Origin of the sequence: Priestia megaterium, assembly GCF_023824195.1 — a bacterium.
In the GTDB taxonomy this organism is placed as follows: Bacteria; Bacillota; Bacilli; order Bacillales; family Bacillaceae_H; genus Priestia; species Priestia megaterium_D.
In genome coordinates, this window is sequence record NZ_CP085442.1 from 1310476 (window position 1) to 1331053 (window position 20578).

The 20578-nt window shown below is 37.6% G+C and carries 22 protein-coding genes; 16 read left to right on the top strand and 6 right to left on the bottom strand.

The genetic code is table 11. The features are described from left to right. The first annotated feature begins 50 nt into the window (after positions 1-50). Entirely contained in the window at positions 51-1262 is a 1212-nt protein-coding gene (locus tag LIS78_RS06690; RefSeq protein WP_013056032.1) for an EAL domain-containing protein, read from the top strand. A 156-nt stretch (positions 1263-1418) separates the two neighbouring features. After that, on the top strand, positions 1419-1901 hold the full coding sequence (locus LIS78_RS06695; RefSeq protein WP_195780805.1) for a DUF3993 domain-containing protein: 483 nt from the start codon (positions 1419-1421) through the stop codon (positions 1899-1901). A gap of 29 nt (positions 1902-1930) precedes the next feature. On the opposite strand, the gene LIS78_RS06700 is transcribed toward LIS78_RS06695, so the two are convergent. Next, positions 1931-2167, bottom strand: coding sequence for a glutaredoxin domain-containing protein (locus LIS78_RS06700; protein ID WP_195780804.1), 237 nt, complete (start codon positions 2165-2167; stop codon positions 1931-1933). Positions 2168-2447: 280 nt separating this feature from the next. Between LIS78_RS06700 and LIS78_RS06705 the strand changes: the two genes are divergently transcribed. From LIS78_RS06705 to LIS78_RS06730, 6 genes are all read left to right on the top strand, one after another. Further along, a complete protein-coding gene (locus LIS78_RS06705; RefSeq protein ID WP_013056035.1) occupies positions 2448-2684 on the top strand; it encodes a YkuJ family protein in 237 nt (78 codons plus the stop codon). Positions 2685-3066: 382 nt separating this feature from the next. Continuing rightward, on the top strand, positions 3067-3522 hold the full coding sequence (gene cbpB, locus LIS78_RS06710) for a cyclic-di-AMP-binding protein CbpB (protein WP_013056036.1): 456 nt from the start codon (positions 3067-3069) through the stop codon (positions 3520-3522). A gap of 99 nt (positions 3523-3621) precedes the next feature. Beyond that, entirely contained in the window at positions 3622-4500 is an 879-nt protein-coding gene (gene ccpC / locus LIS78_RS06715) for a transcriptional regulator CcpC (protein ID WP_013056037.1), read from the top strand. Between the two features lie 129 nt (positions 4501-4629). Next, entirely contained in the window at positions 4630-5349 is a 720-nt protein-coding gene (gene dapD, locus LIS78_RS06720) for a 2,3,4,5-tetrahydropyridine-2,6-dicarboxylate N-acetyltransferase (protein ID WP_013082280.1), read from the top strand. 144 nt (positions 5350-5493) lie between these two features. Then, positions 5494-6621, top strand: coding sequence for an N-acetyldiaminopimelate deacetylase (locus tag LIS78_RS06725; RefSeq protein ID WP_195780803.1), 1128 nt, complete (start codon positions 5494-5496; stop codon positions 6619-6621). 56 nt (positions 6622-6677) lie between these two features. Next, the gene (locus LIS78_RS06730) at positions 6678-6923 is read left to right on the top strand and encodes a YkuS family protein (RefSeq protein ID WP_013056040.1); all 246 of its coding nucleotides are present in this window, start codon (positions 6678-6680) and stop codon (positions 6921-6923) included. Between the two features lie 35 nt (positions 6924-6958). Here LIS78_RS06730 and LIS78_RS06735 read toward each other — a convergent pair whose 3' ends face one another. Continuing rightward, a complete protein-coding gene (locus LIS78_RS06735; RefSeq protein WP_195780802.1) occupies positions 6959-7822 on the bottom strand; it encodes a mechanosensitive ion channel family protein in 864 nt (287 codons plus the stop codon). 356 nt (positions 7823-8178) lie between these two features. Between LIS78_RS06735 and LIS78_RS06740 the strand changes: the two genes are divergently transcribed. The 6 genes from LIS78_RS06740 to LIS78_RS06765 all read left to right on the top strand — a co-directional run bounded on the left by LIS78_RS06740 (position 8179) and on the right by LIS78_RS06765 (position 15158). Beyond that, positions 8179-8727, top strand: a complete 549-nt coding sequence (locus LIS78_RS06740; RefSeq protein WP_014461006.1) for a peroxiredoxin — start codon at positions 8179-8181, stop codon at positions 8725-8727. Positions 8728-8829: 102 nt separating this feature from the next. Then, complete coding sequence (locus LIS78_RS06745; protein WP_252284862.1) at positions 8830-9276, top strand: TlpA family protein disulfide reductase; 447 nt, start codon at positions 8830-8832, stop codon at positions 9274-9276. 187 nt (positions 9277-9463) lie between these two features. Next, positions 9464-10360, top strand: a complete 897-nt coding sequence (gene gnd / locus LIS78_RS06750; RefSeq protein ID WP_195780801.1) for a phosphogluconate dehydrogenase (NAD(+)-dependent, decarboxylating) — start codon at positions 9464-9466, stop codon at positions 10358-10360. 425 nt (positions 10361-10785) lie between these two features. Beyond that, positions 10786-12522, top strand: coding sequence for an ABC transporter ATP-binding protein (locus LIS78_RS06755; protein ID WP_195780799.1), 1737 nt, complete (start codon positions 10786-10788; stop codon positions 12520-12522). Positions 12523-12537: 15 nt separating this feature from the next. Continuing rightward, complete coding sequence (locus LIS78_RS06760) at positions 12538-14343, top strand: ABC transporter ATP-binding protein (protein ID WP_209151222.1); 1806 nt, start codon at positions 12538-12540, stop codon at positions 14341-14343. Positions 14344-14495: 152 nt separating this feature from the next. Then, positions 14496-15158: a potassium channel family protein gene (locus tag LIS78_RS06765; RefSeq protein WP_195780797.1), complete on the top strand. Its 663-nt coding sequence runs from the start codon at positions 14496-14498 to the stop codon at positions 15156-15158. 42 nt (positions 15159-15200) lie between these two features. Here LIS78_RS06765 and rnjA read toward each other — a convergent pair whose 3' ends face one another. Further along, positions 15201-16868: a ribonuclease J1 gene (gene rnjA / locus LIS78_RS06770; protein WP_013056048.1), complete on the bottom strand. Its 1668-nt coding sequence runs from the start codon at positions 16866-16868 to the stop codon at positions 15201-15203. A 5-nt stretch (positions 16869-16873) separates the two neighbouring features. Continuing rightward, on the bottom strand, positions 16874-17083 hold the full coding sequence (locus LIS78_RS06775) for a DNA-dependent RNA polymerase subunit epsilon (RefSeq protein ID WP_013082289.1): 210 nt from the start codon (positions 17081-17083) through the stop codon (positions 16874-16876). A gap of 559 nt (positions 17084-17642) precedes the next feature. Here LIS78_RS06775 and LIS78_RS06780 point away from each other — a divergent pair. Then, entirely contained in the window at positions 17643-18425 is a 783-nt protein-coding gene (locus LIS78_RS06780) for a Cof-type HAD-IIB family hydrolase (protein ID WP_013082290.1), read from the top strand. A 29-nt stretch (positions 18426-18454) separates the two neighbouring features. On the opposite strand, the gene def is transcribed toward LIS78_RS06780, so the two are convergent. Both def and LIS78_RS06790 read right to left on the bottom strand, forming a co-directional pair. Then, positions 18455-19009: a peptide deformylase gene (gene def / locus LIS78_RS06785; protein ID WP_013056051.1), complete on the bottom strand. Its 555-nt coding sequence runs from the start codon at positions 19007-19009 to the stop codon at positions 18455-18457. Between the two features lie 173 nt (positions 19010-19182). Further along, positions 19183-19293, bottom strand: coding sequence for a YjcZ family sporulation protein (locus tag LIS78_RS06790; protein WP_016763434.1), 111 nt, complete (start codon positions 19291-19293; stop codon positions 19183-19185). 169 nt (positions 19294-19462) lie between these two features. On the opposite strand from LIS78_RS06790, the gene LIS78_RS06795 reads away from it, so the two are divergent. Next, entirely contained in the window at positions 19463-20128 is a 666-nt protein-coding gene (locus LIS78_RS06795; protein WP_195780796.1) for a YkyA family protein, read from the top strand. Positions 20129-20578 lie beyond the last annotated feature (450 nt).

The following is a 20578-nucleotide window of genomic DNA, read 5'->3' on the forward strand; positions in this document are numbered from 1 at the left end:
GCTATTCGTATTATACTAACGTAAAGTGAACAAGGAGAGGGGAGAGTTGAGTGGACCCGTTAGATGTATTAACAAACATAGAGAAAACTCTTCCGTATTATCAAGCAATTTTTAGTGCAGATGGACATAGAGTAATTGGCTATGAAGTGTTGGCGAGGTTTCAAAATGAAGGGGAAATTGAAAGTCTCGGCCCATTCTTTCATGATGATGCGATTCCGGATGAATATCGCATAGAAGTTGATTATGCTGTTTTAACACAAGCGCTCGAGCATATGTTGACCCAGGAAGAACAATTTTTAATTTTTATTAATCAGAACCCTAATTTATTAATGAACGATCATGGAGAATCCTTGCTAGAATTATTGCAACTTTTCGAAAATAAAGGATTATCGCTTGATCGAATTGTTCTCGAAATTACAGAACACAATTTTAGTGGAGATTTGGAATCGCTTCAACACTTACTAAAGTATTATCAAACATATGGTATTAAGATTGCAATTGATAATATAGGAAAAGAAAGTAGTAATCTAGACAGGATTGGGTTGCTTTCACCAGATATCTTAAAAGTAGATTTACATATTCTGAGACAAACGGACATGGCGCAGTCGTATCAAGACGTATTGTATTCTTTATCTCTGTTAGCAAGAAAAATGGGTGCTACGCTTCTATACGAAGATATAGAAGCCTCCTATCAGCTGCAATATGCATGGAGAAACGGAGGCAGATATTTTCAAGGTTATTATTTACATAAGCCGGCTGCTGAACTTGTCGATCCGAACATCTTAAAGGATAAACTAAAGGAACGTTTTGAAATGTATATCGCTCACGAAAAGAAAAAGCTGCTTGCTGTTTACCAGCTGACAGAACGCTTTCAAGATAAAATGCAGCAGGTAATGACAAAGTGCAGAAAGCTAGAAACGTATGACGATATGCTGCCTGTTATTGCAGAAGAACTATCCAACGTGTGTTTTCGCCTTTACATCTGCGATGAAAATGGATTTCAAAAGTCTTCTAACTATGTAAAGAAAAACGAGGATTGGATTCTTGAGCCTGAATATGTAAAGAAAAATTGGAGCTGGCGCCCATATTTTCTTGAGAATATTATTCGAATGAGCTATGAAAAAAAAGGCATATTATCAGATTTGTATAATGATATTGAAACAGGTGAGAATATCCGGACTTTTTCGTATCCGATTGATAATATGCACTATATATTCCTTGATATTTCATATTCTTTTTTATACGAAAGAGACGTTTTGTAGAGAATAAATAAGTTGAAGTTAAACCGGCAACTAGCAAAAGTGGTTGCCGGTTTTTTATGTTTTTTTAGAGGAGAACGACAGTCGGTTATAGAGATATGCATAGGCAAAGGAAATTTCGGAATTCTAATAAAAAAGAAGTTAAGGAGCTGATTTAATTTGAAGAAAATATGCTTACTTGTCTTTTTGCTGATTGTCTTGTACTCAGGAAAATCTGTTCATGCAGAAGTATCAGGAGAGATTAGGCATGAAATCTTTATAAATTTGCAGGACGCTTATCAGGCTCAGCTAAGAGCTGCGTCTGCCCATACTAATCAAGACGCTGTTCGTGAGCTGAAATTGTTTTTAGATGATGAGTATGCATCTGTGTTTTTTAATGAGGCTCTCTTACAAAAAGCTCAAGGGTATGTCGGAGAGGGGCCTGAATATTTAACACACTACATCCCTTTCTTTTCTTTCGATGAACAGACGAAGGTAGCTCTTCATGCAGACCAAAACAAAGCTTATGTCTATCAATTTTTTCCGGCTGTGCATAATAAACGGGTAAAATACCAAGATCATTATGAAATGATCACTTTAGTAAAAAAACAGGGGAAATGGAAAGTGCAAAAGTTTATATATAGTAAGAAACACTCAAAATAGCCGAGGAAAGCTTATTTTGAGTGTTTCTGCTACCCGATGTTAAGAAGCTTCTCAAGCGCTTGAAGGTCAAATCCTCTGACAATTTCCTGGTCAACACGAATGGTCGGAGTGGAATAGGACTCTAACTCAGTAGTCATTCGTTTTCGAGCAGAAGCATCTTTAGATACGTCAAACTCTTTATAGGAAACGTGGTGATGCTGTAAAAACTGTTTAACAATTTCGCAAGGTGGGCAAGCTGGTTGTGTGTATAACTCTATAGATCTCAATGAAAGCACCTCCCTATATCAAAATGAATGATGTTAAAGTAGAATGAAGTTTTGTATGATACATAGTATATCGCTATGTTATTATAATAAAAAACGACATATATCGCTATAATAAGGCATTTTCTTATGAAAAATCACGTAAAGTACTTGTGTTTTTTTAGTATGTGGCATATAGTGAAATGGTGTCTTTTAAGTATTAGTTTAGATAAAGTATTTATTTGAATTGATATTGTAGAAAAGTCGAATGCGTAATGATGTAATAGGTGAAAGGAGAGATTATATGTCACAATTACAAGGTATTTTAACTCGTCTTGTGAATCTCCGTGAGCAAGCAAGTGGAAGTGAAGCGCCACAACGCTTCTTCGAAGTAGAGGGAAAAAGAATTTGCAGCGTGAAATATCATGCAAAAACTGAAACATACGAACTTGAAGTATATCAAGATGGTGAAAAGCCAGCCGTTTATCAATTTGATAACGTTGATATGATTGCAATTGAAATTTTTGAACTTATTCATTAAGGGATAAAGCAAAACGAATGCCGCAAAGGATTTTATACTTTGCGGCATTTTTTTGTTACTGCGTATGGAGTTTTTGCGGTGGCTTCTGCCCTATTTTCCCGAGAAATATCGACAAAGTGATAGCGGATTTTCTGATAAACGGAAGGAACGGGTCGAATGCTGTAAAAAAACTAAAATAAAAAATTCAGATAATTATGAACTTTCGTTGACACTTGTTTTAAAAAAATCTAGACTTAACATATAAGGGAGAACATCGAGTGTGTCTGCTTCTATTCCCTCTTAAAGGTTCGCATTTACGTAAGCAAGCTATTTTCATTTTGTAGCTTGTTCTTTTTCTCTTTACACACGTGGAAGTTATGAGAAATGGAAGGAGAATGTATAAATGATTGATATTGATCACAATCAGTTAAATCAAATTGAACTTCGAGATTTGCTTGTCACTTCTGATAAAGTTGCTCATGTTCAAGTGGGAAATAATTTAGAACATGCTTTGCTTGTGTTAACAAAGACTGGCTATACGTCCATTCCCGTATTAAATCCAAGGTTTCAGCTGCAGGGGTTCGTGAGCATGACGCTTATTTTAGATTCGATTTTAGGATTAAAGCGCATTGAATTTGAACGATTAGAAACCATGAAAGTAGAAGAAGTTATGAATCAAAATGTTCCTCGTGTCTCCATGAAAAAATCCGTATTAAAAGTCATAAATGCCATGATTAACCATCCTTTTCTGTGCGTAGAGAATGAAGATGGCATTTTTGAAGGGATTTTAACACGAAGAAATTTGTTAAAGTCATTAAGAAGGCAGTCCATCATTCTCCCGAAAGAGTCATTTCAATAATTTTTTTAAGAAATCGTGTTTCAGCCTATCTTTCTCCGTTTTTTTCTTATATGATAAAGGTAAAATGAAAGTAAAAAGAGGCTTGAAAGGAATAACTGAATGCAATTAATAGAATGTCGAATGCTCGTTGTATTAGCTCAAGAATTAAATATGAGAAAAGCTGCAGAGAGATTATTTGTATCGCAACCAGCTTTATCACAGAGGCTGCAAACCATTGAAAAAGCATGGGATACACAAATCTTCATTCGTTCGCAAAAAGGACTGTCATTAACGCCTGCTGGAGAAAAGATTGTTCAATTTGCAAAAGAAGTGGTAGAAAAAGAAGATCGGGTTCGTGAGGACTTGCATCATTTAGATAATGAAGTATATGGTACACTCAAATTAGCGGTGGCTTCGATTATTGGACAGCACTGGCTGCCGGCGGTGTTAAAACGCTATATGGATCGTTACCCACATGCTAAAATCTCTCTTGTAACCGGCTGGAGCAGTGAAATGCTTCGCTACCTGTACGAAGATGAGGTACATATTGGAATCATACGTGGAAACCCGGATTGGAAAGGCGTCAAAGAACATTTGTTTACAGATCCTCTTTACCTAGTTGATTCAGAAATTGAAAGGGCAGCGGAGGTAGTAAATACTCATCGACCATTTATTCAATTTAAAAGTGACTCAACGTATTATCAAGAAATTTTAGAATGGTGGCATCGAGAGTTTCATACTACACCGAAGCGTACGATTGTAGTGGATCAGATTGAGACGTGTAAGCAAATGGCTTTAAATGGTCTTGGCTTCGCTATTTTACCATCGATTGCCATTAAAGAAGCTGGAAGCCATATTCATCGGACGCCGCTTCTGAAAGCAAATGGAGAGCCAATTACGCGAGACACTTCTTTAGTTGGATATGAATCAGCTTTTAAACTGAAGCAAGTTCGAGCATTTGTTGATATTGTACGTGAATATGTGAGAGAAACGGTCTAAAGCGAGCCTAGATGCTCGCTTTTTTTATTTGCAATCGTTATCTTTTTATTAAAACGATAATGATGCTTGTCATTGTGAAAGCATTTTGTTACATTAAATGAGACATTGCTTACTTAGGAGGAATACATAATGAAAATGATGGATGCTAATGAGATTATCTCATTTATTCAAAACAGCACAAAATCAACACCGGTAAAAGTTTACGTAAAAGGTGAAGTAGAAGGAATTGACTTTGGTTCATCTTCTAAAACATTCGTAACGGGCAACACAGGTGTAGTATTCGGTGAATGGAAAGAAATCAAAGCTGCTATTGAAGCAAACGAAGGAAAAATTGAAGACTACGTAATTGAAAACGATCGCCGCAACTCTGCGATTCCTTTATTAGATATGAAAGGAATTAAAGCTCGTATTGAGCCGGGCGCTATTATTCGCGATCAAGTTGAAATCGGCGACAACGCTGTTATTATGATGGGTGCATCTATTAACATCGGCTCTGTAATCGGTGAAGGAACAATGATCGACATGAACGTAGTACTTGGTGGTCGTGCAACAGTAGGTAAAAACTGTCACATCGGCGCAGGTTCTGTATTAGCTGGTGTTATTGAGCCACCTTCTGCAAAACCAGTTGTAGTAGAAGATGATGTAGTAATCGGTGCTAATGCTGTTGTTCTTGAAGGTGTAACAGTAGGTAAAGGTGCCGTAGTTGCTGCAGGTGCAATTGTGGTAGAAGATGTAGCTCCTTACACAGTAGTAGCAGGTACGCCGGCTCGCGTTATTAAAGAAATTGACGAAAAAACAAAGTCTAAAACAGAAATCAAGCAAGAATTGCGTCAATTAAACGAAGAATAAGAAAAACGATCAGTTTGCGCTTTTTCTTTGCTGAATTAATAGGTTTTAGCGATTCAGATACTGAATCCTTAAACATATCATATGGACAAGAAGAAAGCGTGGGCAACCACGCTTTCTTCTTTATTTCGTGAGGAGGACATACACATGGCTGAAAATGAATTTGTGAAAATAAGAAGAGAGCTACATAAAATTCCTGAATTAGGGTTTCAAGAGGTGAAAACACAGCGTTTTTTGCTTGATTATATTAACACTCTTCCGCAAGAGCGCTTAGAAGTAAAGACGTGGAAAACAGGACTCTTTGTTAAAGTACATGGTACAGACCCAACTAAAACAATAGGCTACCGAGCAGATATTGACGGTCTTCCTATCACGGAAGAAACGAATTATTCTTTTCAATCACAGCATGAAGGACTCATGCATGCCTGCGGACATGATATGCATATGGCTATTGGGCTAGGAGTACTGACTTACTTTGCTCAGCATGAAATCAAAGATAATGTACTGTTCATCTTTCAACCTGCAGAAGAAGGTCCAGGAGGAGCACAGCCAATGCTCCAAAGCGACATCATGAAAGAATGGCTTCCAGATTTCATCTTCGCCCTTCACGTAGCGCCTGAATATCCGGTTGGGTCGATTGCGCTGAAGGAAGGGTTACTATTTGCTAACACGTCTGAGCTATTTATTGATTTAAAAGGAAAAGGCGGGCATGCTGCTTATCCACATACAACAAATGATATGGTAGTTGCTGCATGTCAGCTCGTTTCACAGCTTCAAACTATTGTTGCTCGCAACGTTGATCCGCTAGACAGCGCTGTAATTACAGTAGGAAAAATTCAAGGCGGGACGGTTCAAAATATTATTGCGGAGCGAGCTCGCATAGAAGGAACCATTCGCACGCTATCTCCTGAATCAATGACGCGTGTTAAAGAACGAATTGAAGCGATTGTTAAAGGAGTAGAAGTAGGGTATCAGTGTGAAACAGCCATTGATTATGGTTGTATGTATCATCAAGTATATAATCACCATGAAGTCACGCGAGAGTTTATGGAATTTGCCAAAGCGCAAACGGACGTGGATGTCATTGAGTGCAAAGAAGCAATGACAGGAGAAGATTTTGGCTATATGCTAAAAGATATTCCTGGATTTATGTTTTGGCTTGGCGTTCAGTCTGAATATGGTCTTCATCATGCAAAGCTGAAGCCTCATGAAGGCGCAATAGATATTGCGATTTCACTTATTACAAAATATTTTGAACATAAAGGCAATCAATAAATCGTATAATCATTTTTCCTTATGGCTAAATTAATACCATGAGGAGGTGGGCAACGATGGCACGAATTGGTGTAGAATACGGTTTAACAGATGTACAGGCTGCACTTCAGCAGCTCGGACATGAAGTGGTACAATTACGCAACGAAAGTGATGCACAAGGGTGCGATTGCTGTGTTGTAACAGGACAGGATTCAAACGTAATGGGGATTTCTGATGCAGTAACGCAAGGCTCAGTTATTACAGCTAGCGGATTAACGGCAGAAGAAATTTGTCAGCAAGTAGGCAACAAGGTACAAGGATAAAAGAAAGCCGAAGGAATAAATCCTTCGGCTATTTTTTATGCATGCTGAGGCTGCTTGGCATCTTCAGGCTGCTTTTTATCAATATTTACTTGATGAGGGAACGGAATATCAATACCGTTTGCGTCAAACGCTTCTTTAAACTCTTTGCGAAGCTGACGTTCAACCCCCCACTGTTCCCCGTTTTTAGCTTTGCCAACTACACGAAGCACAACGTCTGATGCGCCTAGACCTTGAACTCCTATCACGCTTGGTCCTTCTACAATGTTTTCATTTGTTGCAGCAACGCGTTCGCATACTTTTTCTAGTACGGAAATAGCTTTGTCAATATCATCATCATACGAAATGCCAATATCAATCAACGCGCGCATATTGCCTCGGGAATGATTGCTTAAGCTTGTAATTTCACGGTTAGGCACATAGTGCAGAGTTCCATCAAATCCGCGAATTTGAGTAGTACGAAGACCTACTGATTCGACAATCCCTGAAAAACTTCCGGTTGTTACATAGTCGTCAACATCCAGCTGTTTTTCAAGAAGTAAAAAGAAACCTGTTACAACGTCGCTAACCAGTCCTTGAGCACCGAATCCGATTGCTAGACCTACAACTCCGGCACCAGCTAATAGAGCTGTGGCATGGATATTTACTGCTTCAAGCAGCATGACGACAAAAATAAAAATAAGTACATATGAAAACACATTAACGGTTAAACTTTTGAGTGTGAGCATACGTCCGCGCGTAGCATTTTCGCGCTCACTCATTTTTTCAAAGGAACGCTCAATAATTTTTTTACCAATTGCTCGTACAAGTAAAAAAACAATGGTAATAGCAATGAGTTTTAACACAATAACTCCAGCATTGGTAAGAAGCTGTTCCCAGTTGATGTCTTGCATCTTAAACATTAGTTGTTCATCCTTCCTATGTTCTGTTTCAATATTAATAAGTGGGAATTTATTCTGCGGAAAAGATTTTGTAAGAGTATGAGCACATTTGTTTATTCCCGATATTAGACATGCTAAACTGAGAAGGTAAATAAATGCAACCCTTTTATAGCATTTTTTTGCTGAAGTCAGGGTTTAATTTGCCCTAAAGGCGGGCATAACAACTATGTTACCATTATAAGATGTTGTTTAAATTCATTCTTAATTAATATTGACTAAAAAAACAATATCCATTATAATGAAAACCGTTATAACAGTACATAAGTGAGAATGTTTTATACATTTTCTCATTTAATAATTATTTGGAGGGATCATGTATGCCAGAACGTATGGTAGGTAAACAAGCTCCACGCTTTGAAATGGAAGCTGTATTATCAAACAAAGAATTCGGTAAAGTTAGCTTAGAAGAAAATATTAAAAATGACAAATGGACAGTATTATTCTTCTATCCAATGGACTTTACATTTGTATGTCCAACAGAAATTACTGCACTTTCTGACCGTTATGATGAGTTTGAAGATCTTGACGCAGAAGTAATCGGTGTTTCTACAGACACAATCCATACACACTTAGCTTGGATCAACACTGATCGTAAAGATAATGGTTTAGGTGATCTTAAATATCCATTAGCAGCTGATACAAATCACGTTGTTTCTCGTGAGTACGGCGTTTTAATTGAAGAAGAAGGTGTAGCACTTCGCGGTTTATTCATCATCAGCCCAGAAGGCGAATTACAATATTCAGTTGTAAACCACAACAATATTGGCCGTGACGTTGATGAAACTTTACGTGTTCTTCAAGCGTTACAAACTGGCGGACTTTGCCCAGCTAACTGGAAACCAGGTCAAGCTACTTTAAACGCGTAAGCACAACGTTTAAAAGGTCTAACGTCCACGTTAGGCCTTTTTTTCATCGGATAATAAAGAACATATAGTTAATAATAGTGAAAATAAGGGAGGCTTTTATTCATGAAATTACGTCAGCCAATGCCTGAGTTAACGGGCGCTACAGAATGGTTAAACGGAGAGGTTACAGAAGATCAGCTAATCGGCGAAAAGCCAACGCTTATTCATTTTTGGTCAGTAAGCTGTCATTTATGTAAAGAAGCAATGCCTCAAGTAAATGAATTTCGCGACCAATACAAAGATCAATTAAACGTAGTAGCAGTTCATATGCCGCGCTCTGAAGATGATTTAGACTTAACAAAAATTAAAGAAGTAGCAGCAGAACATGATATTACGCAGCCAATTTTTGTAGACAGTGAACATAAATTGACGGATGCATTTGAAAATCAATATGTACCGGCATATTATGTATTTGACAAAACAGGTCAGCTACGTCACTTCCAAGCTGGTGGAAGCGGTATGAAAATGCTTGAAAAGCGCGTGAATCGTGTATTAGGCGAGAACGAATAAATACAGGCAGTTGTAACAGGTGAAAAGCATTCGATGCTTAGTAGAACTTGCATCGAATGTTTTTCTTTTTTGTGTGTAGGAAGTAACTGATAAAGGAAATATAAAAATGTGGATTTTTTCTTGTGAGTTTACACCATACTAACACTAACAACATGATACGAAACTTACTATTGGAGGTAATTTACATATGAAATTAGGTATGATTGGCTTAGGAAAAATGGGAGCAAACCTAGTATTAAATTTACTAGATCATAACCATTCTGTGGTAGCGTTCGATGTGAACAACGAAGCAGTACAGAAAGTATCAGAAAAGGGAGCAGAAGGCGCTTCTTCCATTAAAGAATTAGTGAGCAAATTAGAAAAACCACGCATTGCTTGGGTAATGGTTCCGGCTGGGGAGCTCACAGAAAAAGTAATTTCTGAGCTCCAAGAACTACTTGAAGAAGGAGACATGATTATTGAAGGCGGTAATTCCAAGTATAAAGATTCTGTACGACGTGCTGCAGCTTCTGCTGAAAAAGGAATTCACTACTTTGATGTTGGAACAAGCGGCGGAATGGAAGGTGCCCGAAACGGCGCTTGTATGATGATTGGGGGAGATAAAGAAGCATTTTCTACAATCGAACCTATTTTCCGCGACATCAACGTAGAAAACGGCTATCTCTATTCAGGTGCAGCAGGAAGTGGTCACTTCTTGAAAATGGTTCATAACGGAATTGAGTACGGCATGATGCAAGCAATTGCTGAAGGTTTTGATGTGTTAGAGAAAAGTGAATTTGACTATGACTATGAAGCCGTAGCCCGCGTATGGAATAATGGCTCTGTTATTCGCTCATGGTTAATCGAATTAATGGAACGTGCATTTTCAAAAGATGCAAAACTTGACAGTATTAAAGGAGTTATGCATTCTTCCGGTGAAGGAAAATGGACGGTTGAATCAGCTTTAGATTTACAAGTGCCAACGCCAGTTATTGCTCTATCTTTAATGATGCGCTATCGCTCACTTGAAGACGATACGTTTACAGGTAAAGTAGTTGCCGCTCTTCGCAATGAGTTCGGCGGACATGCAGTAGAAAAACAATAAAAAAAGAGGCTGGGACAAACGTATTTTAGACGAAGTGAAAAACGAACCATTGATCAACATGTTTGATTAGTGGTTCGTTTTTTTGTTATGGTGAATAGGTTTCGTCTGTTTAGATCTTTCTAGCAGTTGATGGGAGGGAAAGACGAAGACTCCTGCGGGGAAAGCGGAAGGGACGAGGAGGCTCATCGGCCGCCCGCGGAAAGCGAAGTCTTGCACGGAAATCAACTGCGGTATCACAAGCAGTTCAACTAATGTATTCGATTTGTTCGTCTTTAGATTGGATTCATTTAGTTATATCCCAACCTCTTTTTTTATGACTATTTACCTTTTTTTGAAAAAATATCTAAAAATTATGGTAATTTATTTCGGGAACCGATATATTTAAATATGTGTGCCACATTTTAGCTAAAGGAAGGACGGGGTATATGGGAACGTTTAAAAAACTAAAAGATTTTTATTTGCCGTACCGAATGTACTTTTTTTATTCTGCTATTTGCTTGTTATTTGTAACCTCCATCACTGTGATTTACCCTATTGTGTTGCAATATACGATTGATCATATTGTGTTAGGAAAACAATATCAGCTAGTCGGTAATGTAGCATTTATTTTTATTGGGCTGATGATTGTCAAAGGAATCTTTACATATATTCAGCAATATTACGGCGACTTATTTGGAATTAAGTCCGTGTATACTCTTCGCAATAAACTTTACCGCAAACTTCAGTATTTACCGTTTTCTTACTATGACAATGCTAAAACAGGGGACTTGATGTCCAGGTTGACAGCTGATGTAGAAGGATTTCGTTTTTTTCTATCTTTTGGCTTCTCAGAATTAATTCGCTTCGTTATTTTACTTACTGCCAGCTTTTCCGTTATGTTCTATTACTCTATTTCACTCACTCTTGTCACAATCTGCCTGCTGCCTTTTTTGGGGGTAGCTGTTTATCGTTTTGATAAACGCGTTCATCCAGCGTTTCGCTTAATTCGCCAATCGTTTGGGGAACTTAATACAAATGTTCAAGAAAATATAAGCGGCATACAAACGGTCAAGTCATTATCGAGAGAAAAATTTCAAACCTCTAAATTTAACGACTCCAACGGAGTTTATAAAAATCGAAACATTGAAACAGCGAATGTATGGGCAACTTATTTCCCCTTAATGGAGTTTATAGGAAACTTATCTATTGTTGGTCTCCTTGCGTACGGAGGAGCGCTTGTTATGAACGGAAGCGTACGTCCGGGAGAGCTTGTTGCTTTCTTTAGCTTAACCTCTTATTTGATGTGGCCTATTATGAATCTAGGGTTTGTTATCAATATGTTTTCACAGTCTAAAGCTTCAGGTGAAAGGCTGCTAGAAATTTTAGAAGAAGAAGAAAAAGTCCATGAGCATGCCGGAAGTTTCTCTATTAATGGAACGGTCGAGTTTCAACATGTTAGCTTATCCTATCCAAACGAAGAAAAAAAGTCGCTTGAGAACATATCATTTTCTGCTTCTAAAGGAAAAGTAGTAGGTTTAATCGGAGCAACTGGAGCCGGCAAAACAAGCTTAACACAGCTGCTCACGAGGTTTTACGAACCAACTTCAGGACGAATCTTAGTTAACCATCGTCCGATTAAAGAGTATCCGCTCCCTGTTCTTCGGAAAGAAATTGGCTTTGTACTTCAAGAAACGTTTTTGTTCTCAAGCAGCATAGGAACCAACATCTCCTATGGCGTGCCGGGTATTTCTAGAGAAGACATTATTGATGCTGCAAAACGAGCGCAGGCGCATGACTTTATTATGGAGCTTCCAGATGGGTACGACACGATGCTAGGAGAGAGAGGACTGGGGTTATCAGGCGGACAAAAGCAGCGCATTGCGATTGCACGAGCGCTTATCTTAAACCCTAGCATCTTAGTATTAGATGATGCGACGAGTGCCGTTGATATGAAAACAGAAAGAGAAATTCAATTGGCTTTAAAAGAAGTGATGAAAAATCGTACTACGTTTATTATCGCACACCGCCTTTCTTCTTTGCGACATGCCGATGAAATCTTGGTCTTACATGAGGGTCAAATAAAAGAGAGAGGAAGCCATGAAACGCTCATTCAAAAGCAAGGGATTTATAAAAACATTTATGACATTCAATATGAAAGCAATACGTCGGTGATGAACGTATAACAAGGGAGGAATAGAATGGAAGCCGAAAAAAATAAAGTTGTTCGAGAGCGCTTTTATTATCAAACAGATCAAATCATTGATAAGATGTTTAACTGGAAGCAAATGGCCCGCTTGTTTCGTTATCTTCATCCATATCGAAAAAACTTGCTTCCTTTCTCGTTTCTTATGGTCATTATCACGACGGTCATTAGACTCGCTATTCCTATTTTGATAGGTGTATATACGCTTGATCATGCTGTAAAAGATAAGAATAGCACGCTGCTCATGCAGTTAGTTTTCATAATCTTTAGCTTGTATGTCCTATCTTATATTTCGAATGTCTTTCGAATTAAATGGATGAACCAACTCGGGCAGCACGTTATATATGATTTAAGAAAACATTTATTTACGCATGTTCAAGGGCTGTCGCACCGGTTTTTTGATACGCGTTCAGGAGGCTCTATTCTTGTAAGGATTATGAATGATATTAACTCTCTTCAAGATTTATTTACCAACGGGGTAGTTAACCTGTTTATGGACCTCTTATTGTTAGTTGGGATTGTAGTTATATTATTTTCTCTCAGTCCTGCTTTGACGTGTGCTGTTTTAGTCATTTTACCGATTATGTTCTTGATTTCTACAAAGCTGAGAAGAAGAATTCGTCGGTCATGGCAAGTTGTTCGTATGAAGCAGTCAGTATTAAATTCACATTTAAATGAGAGTATTCAAGGCATTCGCGTCACTCAATCATTTGCTCAAGAACAAGAAAATATGCTGTTTTTTGAGCGCATAAACAGTGAAAATTACGAGAGCTGGAGGCAAGCTACTCGAAAAAATGCCATGTTTCGACCGTTTGTAGAACTCACAAATGCTGTCGGAACGGCTATTTTAATTTGGTTCGGTGCCGTACTTATTCAAGATGGGCGGCTAACAATTGGTATTTTTGTATCATTTGCTTTTTATCTTGGAATGTTTTGGGAACCGATTTCTCGTTTAGGGCAAGTGTATAATCAATTATTAATGGGAATGGCTTCATCCGAGCGTATTTTTGAATTTCTAGATGAAAAACCTCTCGTCGCAGATTTGGAAACCGCTATGTCTTTAGAGGATATGAAGGGAAAAGTTGAGTTCAAGCACGTCTCATTTTCTTATGATGGGAAGCGGAAAGCTCTAAACAACGTATCAATTGAAATAAAAGAAGGACAGACGGTTGCTTTAGTGGGGCATACTGGATCTGGAAAAACGTCCATTGCTAATTTAATCACCCGTTTTTATGATGTGAACGAAGGGCAGATTTTAATTGATAATATGCCTATTCAAGATATTACGTTAGCGAGTTTACGAGCGCAAATTAGTATTGTGCTGCAAGAAACCTTTATTTTTTCAGGAACCATTATGGAAAACATTCGGTTTGGAAAACCGGATGCTACTGATGATGAAGTGATTAAGGCCGCAGAAGCGGTAGGGGCTGCAGATTTTATAAAGCGTCTGAAAAAAGGCTATGATACGGAAGTGGAAGAGCGAGGAAACGTCTTATCCGTGGGAGAGCGTCAATTGATTTCATTTGCTCGAACGCTGTTGGCTGATCCTCGTATTATCATTTTAGATGAAGCGACAGCAAGCATCGATACAGAAACGGAAGTGAAGATTCAACAGGCGCTTAAAACGCTGTTAAAAAACAGAACTGCCATCATGATTGCCCATCGGTTATCTACCATACGAGAAGCAGATAACATCATTGTATTAGATCACGGAAGCATTATTGAAACAGGGAATCACGGGGAACTAATGCAGCAAAAAGGCGTATATTATTACCTTGTTCAAACCCATGCTACAGCTTAAAAAACAGAGGGAGCTGATCCTTCTGTTTTTCTATGAGTGTGAGAAATAGTAAAGAGATATAAGTGTTAACCGGAAAATGAGGTTGATACAAAAGAATTGTGGTAAAATAACGGTAGTTCAGATTTTTTCCTGTACATAATGGAGGAATTCAAATGAAAAAAGAATTTGCAGTCATCGGATTAGGTAGATTTGGAGGAAGTATTTGTAAAACATTAAGCGATCAAGGAATGGAAGTTCTGGCGATTGATATTGATGAAGAAAAGGTAAATGAGTATGCGAACGTTGCTTCCCACGCAGTAGTAGGCGATTCAATGGATGAAGGGGTTCTAAAAAGTTTAGGAATTCGTAATTTTGATCATGTTATCGTAGCTATTGGTGACAATATTCAGGCGAGTATTTTGACGACCCTTATTCTAAAAGAGCTGGGCGTTGAAAAAATAACGGTAAAAGCGCAAAATGATTATCATGCTAAAGTATTATCAAAAATTGGCGCTAATTTTATCGTGCATCCTGAACGAGATATGGGACGAAGAATTGCCAATAACATGATTTCAAACAGCGTGCTAGATTATTTAGAGCTATCTGAAGAACACAGCATTGTCGAATTAATAGCGAGTAAAAGAATGGCTGGCAATACGTTAATTGAGTTAGACATTCGTGCGAAATATGGCATTAACATTGTAGCCATTAAGCGTGAGCGAGATATCATCGTTTCTCCTCAGGCGTCCGAAACGATTCAAGAAGGGGACGTGTTGATTGTTATTGGAGCAGATGCAGATATTAACCGCTTCGAAAATAAATTTGCCAGTGCTTAATAAAAAAGAGCAGATGCAATTGCATCTGCTCTTTTTCTTTTATTAAACCTCCATAATGATTGGTAAAATCATTGGACGGCGCTTTGTTTTTTCGTAAAGGAATGGAGCCAATGTGTCTGTGATTTCATTTTTAATCTCAGACCATTGTGACGTACGACGTTCCATTACTTTGTTCAAGTGTTTTGTAATGAGGGACTGTGCATCATTAATTAAGTCGCCAGATTCGCGCATATAAACAAAACCACGAGAGATAATGTCTGGACCAGCAGCGATCTTGAAGTCTTTCATATTGATGCTTACAACCACAATAACAAGACCTTCTTCAGATAAAATGCGGCGGTCACGAAGTACGATATTTCCAATGTCACCAATTCCGCTTCCGTCAATATATACAGAGCCTGAAGGAATTTTGCCGGCTACTGAAGCTTCGCTGTCGCTTAAAGCTAGCACCTCTCCATTATCCATAATGAAACAGTTTTCTTCAGGAACTCCACAGTCTGTTGCAAGTTTGATGTGCATCTTCTGCATGCGATACTCACCGTGAATTGGCATAAAGTATTTTGGTTTCATCAAACGAAGCATTAATTTTTGCTCTTCCTGTCCGCCATGTCCAGAAGTGTGGATATCATTTAGAGCACCGTGAATAACCTCTGCTCCTGCACGGAATAGCATATCAATTGTTTTGCTAACACTTACTGTATTTCCTGGAATAGGTGAAGATGAGAATACAACCGTATCTCCAGGGATAATTTGAATTTGGCGGTGAGTACCGTTTGCAATTCTAGATAGCGCTGCCATCGGTTCACCTTGGCTGCCTGTACATAAAATAGTCACGCGGTTAGCTGGAATTCGGTTAATTTGAGAAGGCTCAATGAACGTATCTTTTGGACATGAAATATATCCAAGCTGTTGGCCAATCTCAATAGCTGCTTCCATACTGCGTCCGAATACAGCAACTTTGCGGTTATGCAATACGGCTGCTTCCACTACTTGCTGTAAGCGGTGAATATTTGAAGCAAACGTTGCAAAAATAATACGGCCGTCTACTTTACGGAAAATGTCATGAATGCTGTCACCTACGCGGCGCTCAGACATCGTAAAGTTAGGAATTTCACTGTTTGTACTGTCTGAAAGCAAGCATAGAACGCCTTCTTTACCGATTTCAGCCATTTTTGTTAAGTTAGCCGGTTCGCCCACTGGTGTAAAATCAAACTTGAAATCTCCTGTATGTACGATTTGTCCGTTTGGTGTTTTTACCACAATTCCGTAAGAATCAGGAATACTGTGAGTTGTGCGGAAAAACGTTACCGATGTTTTACGGAATTTAATTACGTCATCTTCAGTAATTTCATGAAGCTGAGCTGTACGAAGCAACCCATGCTCGTCTAATTTGTTGCGAAGAAGCCCAAGGGCTAATTTCCCTGCATAAATAGGAATGTTTAATTCTCTTAATAAGTAAGGAATTCCGCCGATGTGATCTTCATGACCATGTGTAACGAAAAGGCCACGGATTTTATCTGCATTTTTTACCAAATAACTGTAGTCAGGAATAACGTAGTCAATTCCTAAAAGCTCATCTTCAGGGAATTTAATTCCTGCATCAATAAGAATAATTTCATCTTGAAACTGTACGGCATACGTATTTTTACCGATTTCGCCTAGTCCACCCAGGGCGAAAACTGCCGTTTGATTATTTTTTACAAATTTCATTTTCATCATATCTCCAATACTTTAAAATCTTCATGCTGTTGTTCATATTCTAGATAGTCTCCAGTCACTGCTTGAACAAACTCAATATTAATTGAACGCGCTTTTAACTTTTGACGAACGTCACGCTCAGAATCTGCGTTCACATACACTGTTTTTGTATTTTCACGTACAGCTACTTCACTCATTTTTTCTTGAAAATAAACTTTAAAAATCATAACAAAAATCTCTCCTTAATTCCGAAATTCAAATAACTTATTTTATTATATTATAAAATGTGTATGTATTTCATGTATTTTCTAAAGAAACTTGCTTTCACTACATTTTAGTCATCTAAATATAACAAGTCAATTAATTATAGAATAATATTAACAGGAAACGGATACAAGACTATATTTTCCGGGCGTATAAAAAATAAGGGCTATTCCATTGTACGATGCAGACACACACTCTGCAAATTTTACAACAGAAAGCCCTAAAAAAATCGATTATGCCATCGTTTTTTTACGCAATAATTCATTCCAGCGTTTTAGCAGCCTTTTTCGAAAATCTTTTAACATGATTTTTCAGCTCCTTTGTTTTTTTGCGATACCTGCCTGTCTCTCTCTGTACTTTTATTATATGATGAAAAGGGAGAGGTTTATCGTGGTTAAATATGGAAAAAATGTAAATAGGAACGTCCATTTATAGAGAAACCAGTGCTCGTTTGATATAATTGGAAAGGCTTAACAAAGAGATAAAAAATTATAAAAAATTATAAAAAATAAGGTGATAAACGTGGAACGAAAGATTATTTTTTTTGATATTGATGGAACGTTATTGGATCATGATAAAAAACTGCCTGCTTCTACAAAAAAAGCTGTCCAGCTGTTAAAAGAGCAGGGGCATGAAGTGGCAATTGCAACTGGAAGGGCTCCTTTTATGTTTAAAGATCTGCGTGAAGAGTTGGATATTCAAACATATATTAGCTTTAATGGTCAGTACATTGTCTTAAATGGAGAAGTTCTTTACAAAAACCCGTTAAATAAAGAAGAGCTTCAAGATTTAACAGCTTTTGCTGTTGAGCATGATCACCCTGTCGTATACATGGATCATGAAGATATGAAATCAAACATTGAGTTTCATGACTATATCGAATCCAGTATCAGCACGCTGAAAATTGGATTTACCCACCCTCACCACGATCCTACTTATTTCGAAGGGCGTGAAATTTATCAATCCCTCTTATTCTGTACAGCGGGAGAAGAAGCTCCTTATGAAGAAAAATTTAAGAAATTTGACTTTATTCGCTGGCATGAATTTTCAACTGATGTTCTTCCAAAAGGGGGATCAAAAGCGAGAGGAATTGAGACCATGATTGAAAAGCTTGGCTTTGACAAAAAAGATGTATATGCATTCGGAGACGGTTTAAACGATATCGAAATGCTGGAATTTGTCGGAAATGGCGTAGCGATGGGAAATGCGGAAGAAGTCGTGAAAGAAGTTGCTAATCTTGTTACAAAAGATGTAGCAGAAGATGGTATTCTCCACGGATTAGAGCTAGTAGGATTATTAAAGTAAGAAAAAACGCGAGCTGCTGCTCGCGTTTTTTAGCGTTCATATGGAAAAGCATTTTCAGGTTCTTGAAATGGATTTTCTTTATTAATGTAATCATAAAACATAATTCCGTCTAAATGATCAATTTCGTGCTGAAATACGACAGCAGGAAGGCCTTTTAAACGAATTTTCACTTCTTCGCCTTCAAGTGTTGTGCCTTTTACTGTGATACGTGCATATCGAGGAACAAATCCTGGGATATCTTGATCGACAGACAAGCAGCCTTCACCGCCTGTAAGGTATGTCTTTTCTACTGAGTGGCTAATGATCTTAGGATTAAATAATGCATAGCTGTATAGCTTGCCTTTTTCATCCGTAACGTGTACCCCAATCATTCGTTTTGATACATTAATTTGAGGAGCGGCAAGCCCGATACCAGATCGCAGTCCATATTTAGCAGCAATTTCAGGATCTTGGCTGTTTTTTACATATTCTAATAAGCTATGTAAAATCTTTTTGTCTTCTTCAGAAGCAGGTAACGGTACTTCTTTTGCTACTTCTCGCAGCGTTGGGTGTCCGTCTTGAATAATATCGTTCATTGTAATCAACTTTCACATCTCCCTAGGCTATTTTATAGGTATAAAGTGTACCAAATCCGTATAAAAAAGTCATTACCTCGACCTTGAACACATAAATGTTTCTACTAATTATATGTATCACGCATATGGAAAAAATTGCATAAGAAAAATAAAAGCGACCGTTAGCCGCTTTTATTGTATAATTACCAGCCGCCACAGCTGCAACCAATAATAACTAATAAAATGAACAGTACGATTAATAAAACAAACCCTTTATTAGAACCGCCGCAGCCATATCCACCGTAACCCAACATAATATAACCTCCCGTAGTTATCAATCCCAAGGTAAAAAGTAATAAACTCCCTTTTTTTCACGATTAGGTTAGTATAATATATTAAAAGGTGGAAAAAGGGTGTAGAGAAATTGCTAATTTCCTACAAAAATTGTATAATGACCCATGAATAAGGGAGGATTTACCAGATATGAAATGCGTCGGAAGATATATAATTATCGGCATTGCTGCTATGTCACTAGCAGGCTGTGCAGAAGGCTCATCGCCTGAACTTGAGGTATATAATGGATTAGAAAAAGTGGTAGCACAAGAAAAGCAATTTGCTGATCAGCAAAAACCGTTAGCTGATTTAGAACAGCAAGAAAATGCGATATACGACCAAATTATTGAGCTAGGGATTAAAGATAAAAAGAAAATAAAAAATAAAGCACAAAAAGCCCAGCAGTTATTAGATGAGCGTGAAAGTAAATTACAAAAAGAAGAAAAAAGCATCAGCGCTTCGCAAAAACAATTTGAAGCGACAGAGCCAAAGATCCAAAAACTAGAGGATGGCAAAGCAAAAGAAGAGGCGCTTGAACTATCTTCGTTAATGAAGAAGCGTTATAAGGCCTACCAGTCCTTACATGATGCCTATCTTCATTCCATTGAATTAGATCGTCAGCTATATACACTCTTTGAAAAAGACAATGTGAAATTAGAGAATCTTGAAACACAAATCGCTTCGATCAATGCTACTTATAAAGAAGTTGAAAAGAAAAAAGAAACGTTTAACACATTAACAGCTGACTATAACAAAGCCAAAGAGGATTTTTATAACAAAACGAAGTTAAAGGTGAAAAATAGCGAGAACAAATAAGAAGGCCTGTGAAGTTTACAGGTCTTTTTTTTGGCTGAAAAGGAAGGTTTTCTGAAATAAAGAAAGAGTTTCGACATGATTCAAGTAAAAATTACAAAAGGTTATTGTTTTAAAAAATCGTTTATTTGTGGCAAGATAGGAGATGTGCAGACGTAAAAAAAGAGAAGGTTATTATAAAACATATAATACAGTTTGCATCTGTGTAATAGTACAGCATGTCTTTTTTATGTGTTTTATTTCACAAACTAAAAAAGCGTAATTTCTTGATGTAAATGCATTGACGAACTGTTTTAGTGTATTGTAAACTAGGTAGCGTAGTAAGTGTTGTATTAATCATTTTTGCAAAATAATTAATACAGTTTAACGAAACGCTCGTTTCGCTTAAACTTTCCTTTTACGTAAATGTTTGCACAGAATTCGCTGGGGAATACATAGAAATGTTAAGGATTA

Bases quoted from the DNA above. Each gene is read 5' to 3' on its own strand.
- LIS78_RS06760 (WP_209151222.1), top strand. From the start codon at position 12,538: ATGGAAGCCGAAAAAAATAAAGTTGTTCGAGAGCGCTTTTATTATCAA.
- LIS78_RS06735 (WP_195780802.1), bottom strand. From the start codon at position 7,822: ATGTTTAAGATGCAAGACATCAACTGGGAACAGCTTCTTACCAATGCT.
- LIS78_RS06775 (WP_013082289.1), bottom strand. From the start codon at position 17,083: ATGATTTTTAAAGTTTATTTTCAAGAAAAAATGAGTGAAGTAGCTGTA.
- LIS78_RS06795 (WP_195780796.1), top strand. From the start codon at position 19,463: ATGAAATGCGTCGGAAGATATATAATTATCGGCATTGCTGCTATGTCA.
- dapD (WP_013082280.1), top strand. From the start codon at position 4,630: ATGAAAATGATGGATGCTAATGAGATTATCTCATTTATTCAAAACAGC.
- LIS78_RS06725 (WP_195780803.1), top strand. From the start codon at position 5,494: ATGGCTGAAAATGAATTTGTGAAAATAAGAAGAGAGCTACATAAAATT.
- cbpB (WP_013056036.1), top strand. From the start codon at position 3,067: ATGATTGATATTGATCACAATCAGTTAAATCAAATTGAACTTCGAGAT.
- LIS78_RS06730 (WP_013056040.1), top strand. From the start codon at position 6,678: ATGGCACGAATTGGTGTAGAATACGGTTTAACAGATGTACAGGCTGCA.
- LIS78_RS06740 (WP_014461006.1), top strand. From the start codon at position 8,179: ATGCCAGAACGTATGGTAGGTAAACAAGCTCCACGCTTTGAAATGGAA.
- ccpC (WP_013056037.1), top strand. From the start codon at position 3,622: ATGCAATTAATAGAATGTCGAATGCTCGTTGTATTAGCTCAAGAATTA.
- gnd (WP_195780801.1), top strand. From the start codon at position 9,464: ATGAAATTAGGTATGATTGGCTTAGGAAAAATGGGAGCAAACCTAGTA.
- LIS78_RS06765 (WP_195780797.1), top strand. From the start codon at position 14,496: ATGAAAAAAGAATTTGCAGTCATCGGATTAGGTAGATTTGGAGGAAGT.
- rnjA (WP_013056048.1), bottom strand. From the start codon at position 16,868: ATGAAATTTGTAAAAAATAATCAAACGGCAGTTTTCGCCCTGGGTGGA.
- LIS78_RS06705 (WP_013056035.1), top strand. From the start codon at position 2,448: ATGTCACAATTACAAGGTATTTTAACTCGTCTTGTGAATCTCCGTGAG.
- LIS78_RS06755 (WP_195780799.1), top strand. From the start codon at position 10,786: ATGGGAACGTTTAAAAAACTAAAAGATTTTTATTTGCCGTACCGAATG.
- LIS78_RS06790 (WP_016763434.1), bottom strand. From the start codon at position 19,293: ATGTTGGGTTACGGTGGATATGGCTGCGGCGGTTCTAATAAAGGGTTT.
- LIS78_RS06745 (WP_252284862.1), top strand. From the start codon at position 8,830: ATGAAATTACGTCAGCCAATGCCTGAGTTAACGGGCGCTACAGAATGG.